This is a genomic window from Streptomyces sp. NPDC096013, from assembly GCF_044763565.1.
In the GTDB taxonomy this organism is placed as follows: Bacteria; Actinomycetota; Actinomycetes; order Streptomycetales; family Streptomycetaceae; genus Streptomyces.
The window spans coordinates 37053-50181 of record NZ_JBIWGK010000006.1 but is presented as its reverse complement, the minus strand read 5'-3'; the positions used below and the strand labels follow the sequence as shown (position 1 = coordinate 50181).

Below are 13129 nucleotides of genomic sequence, written 5' to 3'. Positions count from 1 at the left end.
GATCGAGTGGTCTCGGGGGGACGCGTGCCGCAGGACGGCCGTGCGGCGGGCCGCGGATGGTGCCGTGGGACTCCCACCCCGACGCACCCCGCCCCCCGACCCGGAAGAAGCGTCCCCCCATGCGACGTACCCCTCCCCGACGACTCCTCGCAGCCGCGCTGCTGATGGTGTCCGTGCTGGCCGCCCCGATGACGGCGGCGCCGGCCGCGACCGCCGTCGGTGTGGTCCGTACCCACGGCAGTGACCACGACGAGTGCTCCTCGGGCCCCGGGCTCGGCCGGGGGGTGACGGCCCGGCTGGACAAGGCCGTCGCCGATGTCCGGCGGGACGCCGGTATCCCCGGTGTCGCCGTCGGGCTGTGGATGCCGGGCAAGGGCTGCTACATCCGCGCCACCGGTGTCGCCGACAAGGCCACGGGGCAGCCGATGAGCACGCGTTTCTTCTCGCGGATCGGCAGCGAGACCAAGACCTTCACGGTCACCGCGCTGCTCCAGCTCGTCGACCAGGGCCGCATCCGCCTCGACGACCCGATCGCGCGCTACGTCCCGGGCGTACCGAACGGCCGCCGCATCACCCTGCGCCACCTGGCCGAGATGCGCAGCGGACTCTTCCCGTACAGCGCCGACGCCGGCTTCGCGCACGACCTGCTGAGCGACCCGTACCGCACGTTCACCCCGCGTGAGCTGCTCGCGTACGGCTTCAAGCACCCCAACACCGGCGCACCGGGCAAGGTGTTCGTCTACGACAACAGCAACCTCATCCTCCTCGGCCTGGTGATCGAGAAGGTCACCGGGCACCATGTCGCCGACGTCATCGACCGGCGGGTGCTGCGCCCGGCCCACCTTGAGCACACCCTGTTCCCCGACGGCCCGAACGTCCGCGAGTTCCCCGAGCCGCACGCGCACGGCTACACCAACCAGACACTGACCGGCGCGGTCACCGACTCCACCAACTGGAACCCGAGCTGGGCCTGGTCGGCGGGCGCGATGATCTCGGACCTGCACGATCTGCACAGCTGGGCGAAGACCGTCGCCACCGGCACCCTGCTCAGCCCGGAGACCCAGAAGCAGCGACTGAAGGTACTGCCGACCGGCTTCCCGGGCCTCGACTACGGCCTCGGCATCTTCGAGACCGGCGGCTGGATCGGGCACAACGGTTCCATCCCGGGCTACGAGTCCGTGACGGTCTACCTCCCCGCCCTCAAGGCGACCCTGGTCGTGCTGCTCAACACCGACATCACCTCCGGCGGCCAGGAACCGTCCACCCTGGTCGCCCGCGCGGTCACGCGGATCGCCACCCCCGGCCATGTCTACGACGGCTCGACGCCCACGCGCTAGAGCCGTTCCGCCCGCTCGACACCCCGCCCCCAGGTCTCTGACCTGGGGGTTTCGTGTTGAGGAAGGTGACCCGGCCCCCGTTTCGAGATTCGGCCAATCCGCCCCCCGACCTGATCCGGATTACGCGTGCACCCCTGGCCGGCGGAAGGAGACGTGACGGAGATGGAGCGGGAGACGGAGCGGACGGCGCGGTACGGGCGCCGGACCGCGGTGATCGGTTCCGGGGTGGCGGGACTGACCGCCGCCTACCTCCTGGGCCGGGCCGGTCCCGTCACCCTCTACGAGGCCGACGACCGGCTCGGCGGGCACGCGCACACCCATGAACTGACCTCGCCGTACGACGGCCGGGTGCACCGCGTCGACTCCGGCTTCATCGTGCACAACCGGCGTACGTATCCCCGTCTGTTGCGGCTCTTCGACGAACTCGGCGTTCCCACCCAGGAGTCGGAGATGAGCATGTCGGTCCGCTGCGAGGGCTGCGGACTGGAGTACGCCGGTGCGCGCGGCCCCGCCGGGCTCTTCGCCCAGCCCCGCAACCTCCTGCGCCCCCGCTATCTACGGCTCCTCGCCGAGGTGCCCCTCTTCCACCGCGCGGCCCGCCGCCTGCTGGCCCGCGGCGGCCAAGAGGCCCTCACCCTGGGGGAGTTCCTGGACCGGGAGGACTACTCCGCCTATTTCCGCGCCCACTTCGTCACGCCGATGGTGTCGGCCGTCTGGTCCTGCGACGCCGAGACCGCCCAGCGCTACCCGGCCGCCTACCTGTTCCGGTTCCTCCAGCACCACGGCATGCTGTCGGTCGGCGGCTCGCCCGTGTGGCGCACGGTCACCGGCGGCTCGGGCACCTACGTCGACCGCGTCGCCAAGCACATCGGCGAGATCCGGACCAACACCCCCGTGCGGTCCGTGCGCCGTCACCCCGACCGCGCCGAGGTCACCGCCGAGGACGGCACCACCGAGTCCTACGACGCCGTCGTGATCGCCGTCCACCCGGACCAGGCGCTCCGACTCCTCGCCGAACCGACCGCGCTGGAGCGGGAGTTGCTCGGCGCGTTCCCGTACTCCCGCAACACCACCCTGCTGCACACCGACACCCGGCTCCTGCCCCGCGCCCCCGGCGCCCGTGCGTCCTGGAACCACCTGATGCCGTCCTGCGAGGTCGGCGCCGAACGGGTCCGGGTCAGCTACGACATGAACCGCCTCCAACGCCTCGACGCCGCCGAGACGTTCGTGGTCACCCTCGGCGGCGAGGACCGCGTCGACCCCGGCCGGGTGCTGGCCCGCATGGTCTACGAACACCCCGTCTACACCCCGGAGTCGGTGGCCGCGCAGCAGCGGCTGCCCGAACTCGCCAGTGACGTGTGCGTGTTCGCGGGCGCCTACCACGGCTGGGGTTTCCACGAGGACGGATGCCGGTCGGGTGTGGAGGCCGCGGCGGCGTTGGGCGTGCGGTGGTGAACGGCCGGACCGCGCCCGGGAGTTCCGCGCCGGGGGAGGCTCCGGCGCCGGTGAGTGCCGTAGCGGGACAGGCGGTCGCCGTGCCGGTGCCGGTGACCGATGGGCCGGCCGCGTCGCCGCCGAGCGTCGTACCCGCGCTGTACTCCTGCACGATCGCCCATGTCCGCACCACCCCGAGCCGTTACGCGCTGCGGCACCGCACCTACATGTGGCTCATCGACCCCGACCGGCCGCCCCGACTCCCGCGCCTGCTGAGCCCCTTGGCCCGTTTCGACCCGCGCGACCACTTCACCGGCGACGACGGCACGCCCTCGATCCGGGCCGGGCTCGACGCCTTCCTCGCCGGGCGCGGGGTGGATCTGGACGGCGGCCGGGTGGTGATGCTGGCGCACGCGCGGGTGTTCGGGTACGTGTTCAACCCGCTGACGCTGTACTGGTGTCACGGGCCCGACGAGCAGCTGCGGTGTGTGGTCGCCGAGGTGCACAACACCTACGGCGGGCGGCACTGCTACCTCCTGCGGCCGGACGCGACCGGGAGCGCGGGCACCGAGAAGGCCCTGTACGTCTCGCCGTTCTTCCCGGTCGACGGCCACTACCGGATGCGGCTGCCGGCGCCCGGGCGCCGCCTCTCCCTGACCGTGCACCTGGACCGGGAGGGCGGTCGTGCCTTCACCGCGACGGTACGCGGCACCCGGCGCGAGGCGAGCACCGCGCGGCTGCTGCGGCTGGCGGTGCGCCACCCCTGGTCCACGCTCGCGGTCTCGGCCGCGATCCGGGTCCACGGCATCCGCCTCTACCTGCGGGGTCTGCCGGTCCAGCCGCGCCGCCCCGCCGACGAACGCCCCGGACCCCCTTCCGACGACCACCCCGAGCACCGCACTTCGGAGACAGCGACATGACGACAGCAGAGCGCCGGGTCACCACCGGCACGCCCATCGCCAACGCCGGTGCGGTGTCCGCCAGTCACACGCGCCCCGCCGCCCCCACCCCCTGGCCCGACCTCGCCGCGATACCGCCCGCCTCCCGCCTCCGCACCGCCATCACCAGGGCCCTGGTCCGCCGGGCCCTGGGCCGACTCCCGCTCCGCGCCCGGTTCGCGGGTGCCCCGGACGTCGGCAAGGGCGGCCCGCTGATCGACGTCCACGACCCGGCCGCCTTCCACGCCCGCATCGGCACCGAGGGCCTGATCGGCTTCGGCGAGTCGTACATGGCCGGTGAGTGGGACGCCCCCGACCTGGTCGCCGCGCTGACCGTCCTGGCCGGTCACGCTGCCGAGCTGATCCCGGCCCCGCTGCAACGCCTGCGCACCCTGTGGGCACCCCGCCACCCGCACACCGAGCGCAACACCCCCGACGGTTCCCGCGCCAACATCAGCCGCCACTACGACCTGTCCAACGACCTCTTCGCCCTCTTCCTCGACGACACCCTCACCTACTCCTCCGCCGTCTTCCGGGGCTTCCCCGCGAGTGACGACCTCCTCGCGGCGGCCCAACACCGCAAGATCGACCGCCTGTTGGACCTCGCGGACGTCGGCGAGGGCACCCGGCTCCTGGAGATCGGCACCGGCTGGGGCGAACTCGCCCTGCGGGCCGCGGCCCGGGGCGCCCGCGTCACCTCGCTCACCCTCTCCCGCGAACAGCGCGACCTGGCCGTGGAACGGGTGCGCGCGGCGGGTCTCGGCGAGCGGGTCTCCATCGAACTGTGCGACTACCGCGAGGCGTCGGGGACGTACGACGCGGTCGTCAGCGTGGAGATGATCGAGGCGGTCGGCGCCGAGTTCTGGCCGGTGTACTTCGGCGCCCTGGACCAACGGCTGGCGCCGGGCGGCCGGTTGGCGCTCCAGGCCATCACCATGCCGCACGACCGGATGCTCGCCTCCCGGGACACCTTCACCTGGATCCACAAGTACGTGTTCCCCGGCGGCATCATCCCCTCCACCGAGGCGATCGAGGAGACCGTCCGCGACCACACCGGCCTGCGCCCGGCCCGCCGCGACGCCTTCGGCGCCCACTACGCCGAGACGCTGCGCCTGTGGCGCGAACGGTTCACCGAGCGCGCCGACGAGGTCGCCGCGCTCGGCTTCGACGAGGTCTTCCACAGGCTGTGGACCTTCTATCTCGCCTACTCCGAGGCCGGTTTCCGCTCCGGCTACCTGGACGTCCAGCAGTACCTGTTCACCAAGCCGCACCCCGAGACGCCGGATCAGCGATGAACGGCTTCTCCTCCGGCTTCCCCTGGAGCGCCTTCGCGCTCAACCTCGCCTGGGCCGCCGCGGCTTCCCTCGCGGTCATGCTCGCGACCTTCGCCGTGGGGGTGCGCATCGGCGTGCACCGGATCGTCGACGTCGCCTGGGGTGTCGCCTTCACGGCGGTGGCCGCCGTGACCTTCGCCGCCTCCGCCGACGAGGGCGATGTCGTACGACGACTGCTGGTGACGGTGCTGACGGCGGTCTGGGGGCTGCGGCTGGCGGTCCACATCGGGCGTCGGGGCCGGGGCCACGGCGAAGACCCGCGCTACGAACGGATGCTGGCCAAGGCACCCGGCAGCCGCACCGCGTACGCCCTGCGGATGGTCTATCTCCTCCAGGGCGCGCTGGTCTGGCTGGTGTCCCTGCCGGTGCAGGCCGCGCAGTACGTGCCGGGCCGGCCCTCGGTGCTCCCCTATGTCGCCGGTACGGCGTTGTGGGCGGTCGGTATCGGGTTCGAGGCGGTCGGGGACGCCCAACTGGCCCGGTTCCGCGCCGATTCCGCCAACCGGGGCAAGCTCATGGACCGCGGTCTGTGGTCCTGGACCCGGCACCCGAACTACTTCGGCGACTTCTGCGTGTGGTGGGGCCTGTTCCTGTTCACCTGCGACTCCCCGGCGGCGGCCGCTGTGTCCGTCGTGTCGCCGTTGGTGATGAGCCTGTTGCTGACCCGGGGCAGCGGAAAGCGCCTCCTGGAACAGCACATGGCCGACCGGCCGGGGTATGCCGAGTACCGTGCCCGCACCAGCGGTTTCTTCCCGCGTCCGCCGGGGCGGGAGTGAGGAAGGGGTACGTCATCGAGGCAGAGCACGGCATCAGCCAACGGGCCGGTCAGCAGGGGGCGTTGAGGGTACGGCGGCGGGTGTCGCAGCCCCGGGCCGCTGTCCTCGTCCTGCACGGGGGACAGTCGGCGAGTGAACGCCGGGCGCGGCCCTGGCAGTTGGCCGCGTTGCGCATGAACTCCGTCGAGCGCGCGGTGGTCGCCCGGCTGCCGTCCCCCGACGTGCTGGTGGCCCGGGTCGGTTACCGCGTCCGTGGCTGGAACGGCGAGCGTGCCGACGCGGCCCACGACGCCCTGCGCGCGCTGGACGCCCTGGCCGAACTCGCCGGCCCCGTACCGACGGTGCTGCTCGGCCACTCCATGGGCGGCCGGGCCGCGCTGGGCGCCGCGGGCCATCCCCAGGTGCGTGGGGTGGTCGCCCTTGCCCCGTGGTGGCCGCCGGGGGAGCCGGTCGGGCAGACGGCCGGGCGTCATGTCGTAGCGCTGCACGGACAACGGGACCATGTCACGTCCCCCGCGGAGACGGCGGACTGCGTGCGCCGGGCACGGGAGGAAGGGGCGACGCGGGCGGGCATGGCGGTCATCGGCGGCGGTGACCACGGGATGCTCCGGCGCCATGACCTCTGGCACTCCACGGCGGCGGCGCTGGTCGCCCATCTGCTGGACCCCGGGGCTGTCCCCGACCCGCTGCCCGAGGGGTGTTACGGGGCGGGGGAGATTCCGGTGCTCTGAGGGTGCGGCTGAGCGGGGGCGGCCGGGTCCGCCCGCTGCTTGGCCAGTTCCGCCGCGAACTGGGCCCCGCTCAGCAACGCCAGGTTCGACAGCCACAGCCAGATGAGGAACACCACGCTCCCGGAGAGGGAGCCGTAGAGCCTGCTGTACGCGCCGAGGGTCGTGGCGTAGGTGGAGAAGCCGGCGGAGACCAGGAGCCAGAGGGCGGCGGCCAGGACGCCGCCGGGGAGGCTGTGGCTGCGGCGGCGGGCTCCGGTGGGGCCGGTGTGGAAGACGACCACCACCAGGAGGGCCACCAGGCACAACAGGACCGGCCAGCGCAGGAGGTCCCAGGCCCAGGCCGCTGTCTCGTCGACGCCCGCCACACGGCCCACGGCCTGCGCCAGGGGGCCGGTGAGGAGGAGGGTCAGGGAGCCGACCAGGAGCAGGCCGAGGAGCACGAGCGCGGTGAGGACGATGCGGGGAGCCTTGCGCCAGGGGGAGCGGCGGTCCTGGGTGCGGTGCATGCGGTGCAGGGCGCGGCGGAACACGGCCAGGTAGCTCGTCGACGACCAGAGGGCGCTCACGCTGCCCGCGATCAGCAGCGGCCAGGCCGTCCGGTCCGTGCGCAGGACGTGGGTCAGGACCGCGTGCAGTTCGGTGCCGGAGTCCGCGGGGGCGTACGCCGTGACGTGGGCGACGAACTCCTCGGCGGTATCCGGGCTGATCATGCCGAACGCGATGACCGTGGCGAGCATCGCCGGGAGCACCGCGAGGATGGCGTAGTACGTGAGGGCCGCCGCGTAGTCCGAGATGTCGTCGTTCCACAGGGACATCGGGGTGCGGCGCAGCGCGGGCCACCAGGCAGCCGGTGGCCGGGCCCCCGCGATGCGGCGGACCCGGCCGAGGTACGGCTCAGCGGACATGGGGCGCGCGGTGCGAGGTGGCGCTCAGCCGCAGCCTGGTGTGCGCGGTGTACGGGGTCGCCGCCGCGTCCGCCTCCGCGCTCACCGCACGCAGGGCGGGGAGTACGGCGTCGGGAGAGGTGTCCGGTGCCAGCCAGACCCGCAGCTCCACCTCCAGCCGTCGGCCGCGCCGGGGCAGCACCCGGGCATGGCCGCGGGCCACCCCGGGGACGGCCGCCGCGCGCGCCGCCAGCGCCTCGGCCAGTGCCTGCGGGCGCACCGTGCAGCCGGGGGAGGGCAGGGCCAGGTGCCGCACCGGGCCGGTGCGCAGCTGCCCCAGCGTCCAGAGCGCCAGCACCACGGTCAGGCCGATCGACGCGGCCAGCACGGTCGGCGTCCACCAGCCCTCGCCGCGCAGCCGCGCCAGCCGGTCCGGGTCCAGCAGGACCGTGCCCTGGCCGGCGGTGGGCCACCAGGACGGCAGATGGGGGGTGAGGGTGCGGTCCGTGGCGGCCAGCCAGGTGCCGGTGAGGAGGAGGGTGAGGCCGGTGGCGCCGAGGACGGTTCGGTTGACGGCTGTGTGGGAGGTGCGCATCACTGGTCAACTTCCTTGGCGGCACGAGGGGTTGGGGGCGGTGCGGGGGGCTGCCACACCGGGTCCGGGGTGACCGTGACCCGTAGGCGGGGTGCGCGTCGTAGTCGGCAGGATGTCACGGCGGCGCGGGCCGCGGCCGTAGCGGCGGCCTGGGCGATGGTGCGGTCGCCGAAGGCCAGGCGCGTGCGGACGGTGATCCGCCGGCGGCGGGCCCGGACCCGGACCGAGGCGATGCCGGGCACGTCCCCCACCGCGTCGCGGACCAGGGACTCCACCGCCGAGCGGTCCACGGCCGCGTCCAACCGCTCGGCCGCCGTACGGACGGTGGACCGGTGGCGGAGTCCGGGGGTGAGGGCGAGGACGACCATCCAGATGCCGGTCAGGGCCACGCCCGCGCCCGCGATCACCACCACCGGGTCGCCGGGGCCGTGGTCCGCCAGCCAGTGCACCGCCGACATCCGCCAGGCCGCCGCCGGCCGGTGCGCGGTGTGCACCTGGATCAGGTCGAAGGCGAGGGCTCCGCACGCCACCGCGGCGAGCAGGGTCAGCAGGGTGACCGGAGTCCGGCGGCCGGACCACCAACGCCTGGGCGCCGTAGGAGAGGTGGTGTCCTCGGTCGGGGACACCGGAGCGCGGGAGTACGCCGGAGCCGCGAGCGCGGTGACGTCGACGTGCGCCGTCGGCACGTCCAGGCCCGTCAACTCCCTCGTGCGGTCCACCACATGGCGCTGGACGTCCCGCGCGCCCTCGGCCAGCGGGGCCGGATAGGGGAGCGTCACCCCGAGCGACACCTCCGCCCTTCCGCCCCGCACGCTCGCGCTCGCCCTGGCCGTACGGCCGGGCAGCGCCTCCGCGGTGGCCCGCTCGGCGATCCTGCGCACGGCCCGCCCGGAGACGGTGGTGGTGCCCCGGAAGGAGGCGGCGGGTGGTGCCGACTCCGGGGCGGGAGTGCTCCCTCCGGCCGGGAGCGGGCCGGGCTCCCGCCGCGCGGCCGTGGTCATCGACGGCTCCGCTCGAACGCGTCCCGTACGTCCCGGACCGTGCCGCCGCGCTCGAACCAGTGCCCCACCGCCCAGCCCAGGCCGCCGAGCGCGGCCACGAGCAGGAAGGCGCCGAAGCCGCCGAACCAGCCGGCGAACGCCAGGGCCATGCCCGCGATCATCCCCACGAACGGTGTGCGCATGCCCGTCCACCTCCACCTGTCACCGGATCCACCACTCCACTCCTGCCCGTGCCCCTGACCGGCCGCCCTACTCCACGCGGGCCTCACCGGCGTGCGCGGGCTCGTCGTCGTCGGGCAGGTGGACGTCGTTGACGGTGACGTTCACCTCGACGACCTCAAGGCCGGTGATGCGCTCCACGGCGCCCACGACGTTCTCCCGCACGTCCTGCGCGACGTCCATCACGGACACCCCGTACTCGACGACCAGGTCCAGGTCGATGGCCGTCTGCCGCTCGCCGACCTCGACCTTCACACCGCGCCCGACGTTGGGCCGGCCGCCCGGTACGCGGTCGCGGACGGCGCCGATGCTGCGCGAGAGGCCGCCGCCCATGGCGTGCACGCCGGGGATCTCCCGGGCGGCGATGCCGGCCACCTTCACGACGACGACGTCGGCGATCGACGTACGGCCGCGGTCGGCGGCGGGCTGGTCGGCGCCGGTGGTTCCACCGGACACGGCGGTGGTGGCCAGGTCCTTGCCGGCCGTCCGGTCCTTGGCGACGACCGGTGCTTCCTGAGTGGTCATGACATGCCCTCTCTCTGGTGGCCGATGTGCTCTCACTACGTCAGACCCGCGCCGGCCGGGTCTGTGACGCGACGAGTCCGTACGGCCACGCGGAAGTCCGGTCGACGCCGGGCCCGGCCGCCGTACCGCATCCGTACGAGCGGCTTCCCGGAAGTTCTCCGTAACGGGGACGGCGCCGCCGTGTCCAATGACCGGACAGACCGGACGAGAGGAGCCGCCCAGTGGCGGGGCCCCGCACGCAGAACGCACCACCGGACAGCCGGGCCGACGCGGACGACACGGATGCCATGGATGCCAGGGACGAGGACATGGAGGGGACGGCCTCCCCGGCCGGCCCGGACGACGCCCTGCTGGCGGTCCGGGCCGCGGAGGGGGACGAGGACGCCTTCGCCGTGCTCGTGCACCGGCACGCACCGGCGCTGATCCGGCTCGCCACGAGTCTGCTCGGTACCGGCGCGGAGGCCGAGGACGCCGTACAGGACGCCTTTCTCAGCGCGTGGCGGCGGCTGCCGGAGTTCCAGGGGCGCAGCGCCTTCGGCACCTGGATCTACCGGATCGTGACCAACCGCTGTCTGAACGTGCTGCGCGCCCGCAGACCCGTGGCCTCGCTGGAGGCGGCCGGTGACGTGGCCGCGGCCGACTACACGACCTCACCCGCCCGGATCGCCGAGGGGCGGGACGCGGTCCGCGAACTGCGCGAGGCCCTCGACCTGCTCTCCGCCGAACAGCGCGCATGCTGGGTGCTGCGCGAACTGGACGGCCGTTCCTACGAGTTCATCGCGGCTACGGTCGGGATCAGCCAGGAGGCCGTCCGCGCCCGGGTGTTCCGCGCCCGCCGATCTCTGACCCAAGCAATGGGGGCCTGGCGATGACCGAACGCACCGACCAGCCGAACACCACGCCGACCCAGGCCGCCGACGACGAACTCCTGCCCTGCGGACGGCTGTTGTCCCGGACCTGGGACGACTGGGAGCGCGGCGTGGACGACCCGCACCTGCACTCCTGCCCGTACTGCGGCCAGGCCGTCCGCGGACTCGACGACCTGGAGTCCGTCGTGCGCGGCCTCCAGGAGGAGACGGACACCACCGCCACCGCCTACGACACCGAGCCGCTGACCCGGCGGATCATGGACGTCGTACGCCTCGAACTGCGCCCGGGCCGTCCCCTCCCGCTCGGTGAGCCCGCCGAGGACCTCTGGATCATGGAGGCGGTCGCGGCCCGTGCGCTGCGCGCGGCGGCCGAGTCGGTGCCGGGTGTCCGGGCCGGTTCCTGCCGGCTCCGCGACGGCGCCGACCCCGGCACGGTCGAGGTCCGCCTCGACATCCACGCCCCGGCCGACGCGCCGCTGCCCGGTCTCGCCGCTCAGGTGCGCGAACGCGTGTGGGAGGCGGCGGACCGTGAACTGGGCATGGGCGTCATGGCAGTCGACATCCGCGTGACGGACCTCGTGCCCACCCCTCTGTCCGACGACGACGATCAGGAAGGCGGTACGGCATGACCGCGCAGCGCGCCGACGAATCCGCTCCGTACGAGAACCCCGCCCACACGACGCTCGCCGTGGAGGTCGCCGCCGCCGTCGAGGCGGTCTCGGGGGTCGCCTTCCTCCGCCCCGGACTGACCGACCGGCTGCGGTCGGCGCTGGCGCGGGGCGGAACGGGGACGCCCGCCGGGGTGCGGATGAGCCGGCTGGACGGTGACGGCCCCTGGCAGGTCGAGATCCATGTCGTCGCCCTACGGCGGGCCAGGACCGTGGAGGTGGCCCGCGGGGTCCGTGACACCGTCGAACGGCGGCTGGACGCCCTGGCCCCGGCCCTGCCCGCGCCGCGCGTCACGGTGACGGTCACGGGGCTCGTCTGACGGAGCCGGCCGCCTCAGGGCCGGGAACTCAGGCCGGGAACGTCAGCAGGGCGAAGGGCGCGGAGGTGGGGTGGGGGGAGCCCCCGGCCGGTTCGACGGTGATGCCCATGCCGGACGAGTCGTCGACCGCGCCCCGCAGCAGGACGGTCTGGTCACTGCGGGCCGGGTTCATCAGACCGGCCGAGCGCATGGTCCCGGCGTCGTCGAACCACAGCTGGTACACCTTGCCGCCCGGCGGCCGGGCCATCCCGGAGACCACGAACACGGCCCGGTCCCGGCCGCGCGACACGACGACGGTGCCGGTCGCGCCCCCGGCCAGCCCTGCGGCCCTGGTCCGCGCGTCCGGCGCGGCCAGTACGGCGGCGATCTCGTCCGACGCCTGCACGGCCTGACGCGCCCGGTCCCGGGCGTCCTCGGCCCGCTGGTGCTGCCACACGGCCGTACCGCCGAGCGCGGTCGCCGCCGCGAGACAGGCGGCGAGCGCCCAGCGGGAGAGCGCCCGGGTCCGCAGACCGGCCAGCGCGGTGCGGTTCTGGGGACGCCTGCCCGGGGTCTCCTGCCGGACGGTGGTGATCCTGCGCAGCACCCGCGCGCGCAGCTCCGGCGGGGCCGTCGAGGAGGCGGCGAGACCCAGCCGGGCGGCGGTCGCGGACAACTCGGCGGTCTCCTGCGCACAGGCCTCGCACCCGGTGAGGTGCCGCTCGAAGGCGCTGCTCTCCTCGTCGGGGAGCGCGTGCAGGGCGTAGGCGCCGGTCAGCAGGTGCGGGTCGGTGGTCGTCACGCCGTCACCCCCAGGCAGTCGCGCAGCCGGATGAGGCCGTCGCGCAGGCGGGTCTTCACGGTGCCCAGGGGAAGTGCCAGTGCCTCCGCGACCTCGCGGTAGGTCAGGCCCCGGTAGTAGGCCAGGGTGACGGACTGGCGCTGGAGCTCGGTCAGGGTGCGCAGACAGCGCCGTACCTGTTCGCGTTCCAGACGGGCCTCGACGCGCTCGGCCACCTCGTCGTACTCGGGGAGCCGGTCCAGCAGCGCGGCCTTGTGGTCGCGGGCCGCCGCCGCGTCCGCCGAGCGCACCCGGTCCACCGCACGGCGGTGCGCGAGGGTGAGGATCCAGTTGACGGCGGTACCCCGGTCGCGCCGGTAACGGGGAGCCGTCCGCCACACCTCCACCAGCACTTCCTGCGTGACCTCCTCCGACTGCGCCTGGTCGCGCAGCACAGCGCGTACGACCCCCAGTACCGGCCCCGCCACGGCGTCGTAGACACCCGCGAAGGCGTCCTCGTCCCCGAGGGCCACCCGGCCGACGAGTTCCTCCAGGTCGGGCCCTGCGGCGGGATTGCTGCCGATACGCACTGCTTCTTTCACCGAGGGCCTCCGCGGTCGGTACATGTCCGGGCGTAATCCGTTCCTGCCGGGACCTTGGATTGGATGCGGTGCCAACGAAAAGGTGGAAAGAGGGGTACGGGTACGCGTCCGGGGCCCGCCGTCGTGCGGCGGCGGG

The 13129-nt window shown here is 73.9% G+C and carries 16 protein-coding genes; 9 read left to right on the top strand and 7 right to left on the bottom strand.

Annotated features, from left to right (window positions below):
- The first annotated feature begins 119 nt into the window (after window positions 1–119).
- From ACIRB1_RS21035 to ACIRB1_RS21010, 6 genes are all read left to right on the top strand, one after another.
- On the top strand, window positions 120–1337 hold the full coding sequence (locus ACIRB1_RS21035; protein WP_403466542.1) for a serine hydrolase domain-containing protein: 1218 nt from the start codon (window positions 120–122) through the stop codon (window positions 1335–1337).
- 162 nt (window positions 1338–1499) lie between these two features.
- Complete coding sequence (locus ACIRB1_RS21030) at window positions 1500–2792, top strand: NAD(P)/FAD-dependent oxidoreductase (protein ID WP_403466825.1); 1293 nt, start codon at window positions 1500–1502, stop codon at window positions 2790–2792.
- A gap of 92 nt (window positions 2793–2884) precedes the next feature.
- Window positions 2885–3691 (top strand): DUF1365 domain-containing protein, encoded by an 807-nt coding sequence (locus tag ACIRB1_RS21025; protein ID WP_352180112.1) that lies wholly within the window; start codon window positions 2885–2887, stop codon window positions 3689–3691.
- A complete protein-coding gene (locus tag ACIRB1_RS21020; protein ID WP_403466540.1) occupies window positions 3688–5004 on the top strand; it encodes a class I SAM-dependent methyltransferase in 1317 nt (438 codons plus the stop codon). The genes ACIRB1_RS21025 and ACIRB1_RS21020 overlap by 4 nt, the downstream gene beginning before the upstream one ends.
- A complete protein-coding gene (locus tag ACIRB1_RS21015; protein WP_403466539.1) occupies window positions 5001–5819 on the top strand; it encodes a DUF1295 domain-containing protein in 819 nt (272 codons plus the stop codon). The genes ACIRB1_RS21020 and ACIRB1_RS21015 overlap by 4 nt, the downstream gene beginning before the upstream one ends.
- Window positions 5820–5881: 62 nt before the next feature.
- Window positions 5882–6550: an alpha/beta family hydrolase gene (locus ACIRB1_RS21010; RefSeq protein WP_403466824.1), complete on the top strand. Its 669-nt coding sequence runs from the start codon at window positions 5882–5884 to the stop codon at window positions 6548–6550.
- On the opposite strand, the gene ACIRB1_RS21005 is transcribed toward ACIRB1_RS21010, so the two are convergent.
- The 5 genes from ACIRB1_RS21005 to ACIRB1_RS20985 form a co-directional block, all read right to left on the bottom strand.
- The gene (locus ACIRB1_RS21005) at window positions 6520–7455 is read right to left on the bottom strand and encodes a YihY/virulence factor BrkB family protein (RefSeq protein ID WP_352180044.1); all 936 of its coding nucleotides are present in this window, start codon (window positions 7453–7455) and stop codon (window positions 6520–6522) included. The two genes, ACIRB1_RS21010 and ACIRB1_RS21005, sit on opposite strands and share 31 nt — an antisense overlap.
- Window positions 7445–8029 (bottom strand): hypothetical protein, encoded by a 585-nt coding sequence (locus tag ACIRB1_RS21000; protein WP_352180045.1) that lies wholly within the window; start codon window positions 8027–8029, stop codon window positions 7445–7447. The genes ACIRB1_RS21005 and ACIRB1_RS21000 overlap by 11 nt, the downstream gene beginning before the upstream one ends.
- Entirely contained in the window at window positions 8029–9030 is a 1002-nt protein-coding gene (locus tag ACIRB1_RS20995; RefSeq protein WP_403466538.1) for a DUF6286 domain-containing protein, read from the bottom strand. The genes ACIRB1_RS21000 and ACIRB1_RS20995 overlap by 1 nt, the downstream gene beginning before the upstream one ends.
- Window positions 9027–9212: a hypothetical protein gene (locus ACIRB1_RS20990; RefSeq protein WP_352180047.1), complete on the bottom strand. Its 186-nt coding sequence runs from the start codon at window positions 9210–9212 to the stop codon at window positions 9027–9029. The genes ACIRB1_RS20995 and ACIRB1_RS20990 overlap by 4 nt, the downstream gene beginning before the upstream one ends.
- Before the next feature lie 67 nt (window positions 9213–9279).
- Window positions 9280–9774, bottom strand: coding sequence for an Asp23/Gls24 family envelope stress response protein (locus tag ACIRB1_RS20985; RefSeq protein WP_403466537.1), 495 nt, complete (start codon window positions 9772–9774; stop codon window positions 9280–9282).
- Between the two features lie 287 nt (window positions 9775–10061).
- Here ACIRB1_RS20985 and ACIRB1_RS20980 point away from each other — a divergent pair, with 287 nt between their 5' ends.
- The 3 genes from ACIRB1_RS20980 to ACIRB1_RS20970 are packed head-to-tail and all read left to right on the top strand — an operon-like array spanning window position 10062 to window position 11631.
- Complete coding sequence (locus tag ACIRB1_RS20980) at window positions 10062–10646, top strand: RNA polymerase sigma factor (RefSeq protein WP_403466823.1); 585 nt, start codon at window positions 10062–10064, stop codon at window positions 10644–10646.
- The gene (locus ACIRB1_RS20975; protein ID WP_403466536.1) at window positions 10643–11272 is read left to right on the top strand and encodes an Asp23/Gls24 family envelope stress response protein; all 630 of its coding nucleotides are present in this window, start codon (window positions 10643–10645) and stop codon (window positions 11270–11272) included. Before ACIRB1_RS20980 ends, ACIRB1_RS20975 begins: the two co-directional genes overlap by 4 nt.
- Window positions 11269–11631: a hypothetical protein gene (locus ACIRB1_RS20970; RefSeq protein WP_352180050.1), complete on the top strand. Its 363-nt coding sequence runs from the start codon at window positions 11269–11271 to the stop codon at window positions 11629–11631. Before ACIRB1_RS20975 ends, ACIRB1_RS20970 begins: the two co-directional genes overlap by 4 nt.
- A 28-nt stretch (window positions 11632–11659) precedes the next feature.
- On the opposite strand, the gene ACIRB1_RS20965 is transcribed toward ACIRB1_RS20970, so the two are convergent.
- Together ACIRB1_RS20965 and sigK are read right to left on the bottom strand one after the other, a co-directional pair.
- A complete protein-coding gene (locus tag ACIRB1_RS20965; protein WP_352180051.1) occupies window positions 11660–12412 on the bottom strand; it encodes an anti-sigma factor in 753 nt (250 codons plus the stop codon).
- Complete coding sequence (gene sigK, locus ACIRB1_RS20960) at window positions 12409–12993, bottom strand: ECF RNA polymerase sigma factor SigK (protein ID WP_352180052.1); 585 nt, start codon at window positions 12991–12993, stop codon at window positions 12409–12411. Before sigK ends, ACIRB1_RS20965 begins: the two co-directional genes overlap by 4 nt.
- Window positions 12994–13129 lie beyond the last annotated feature (136 nt).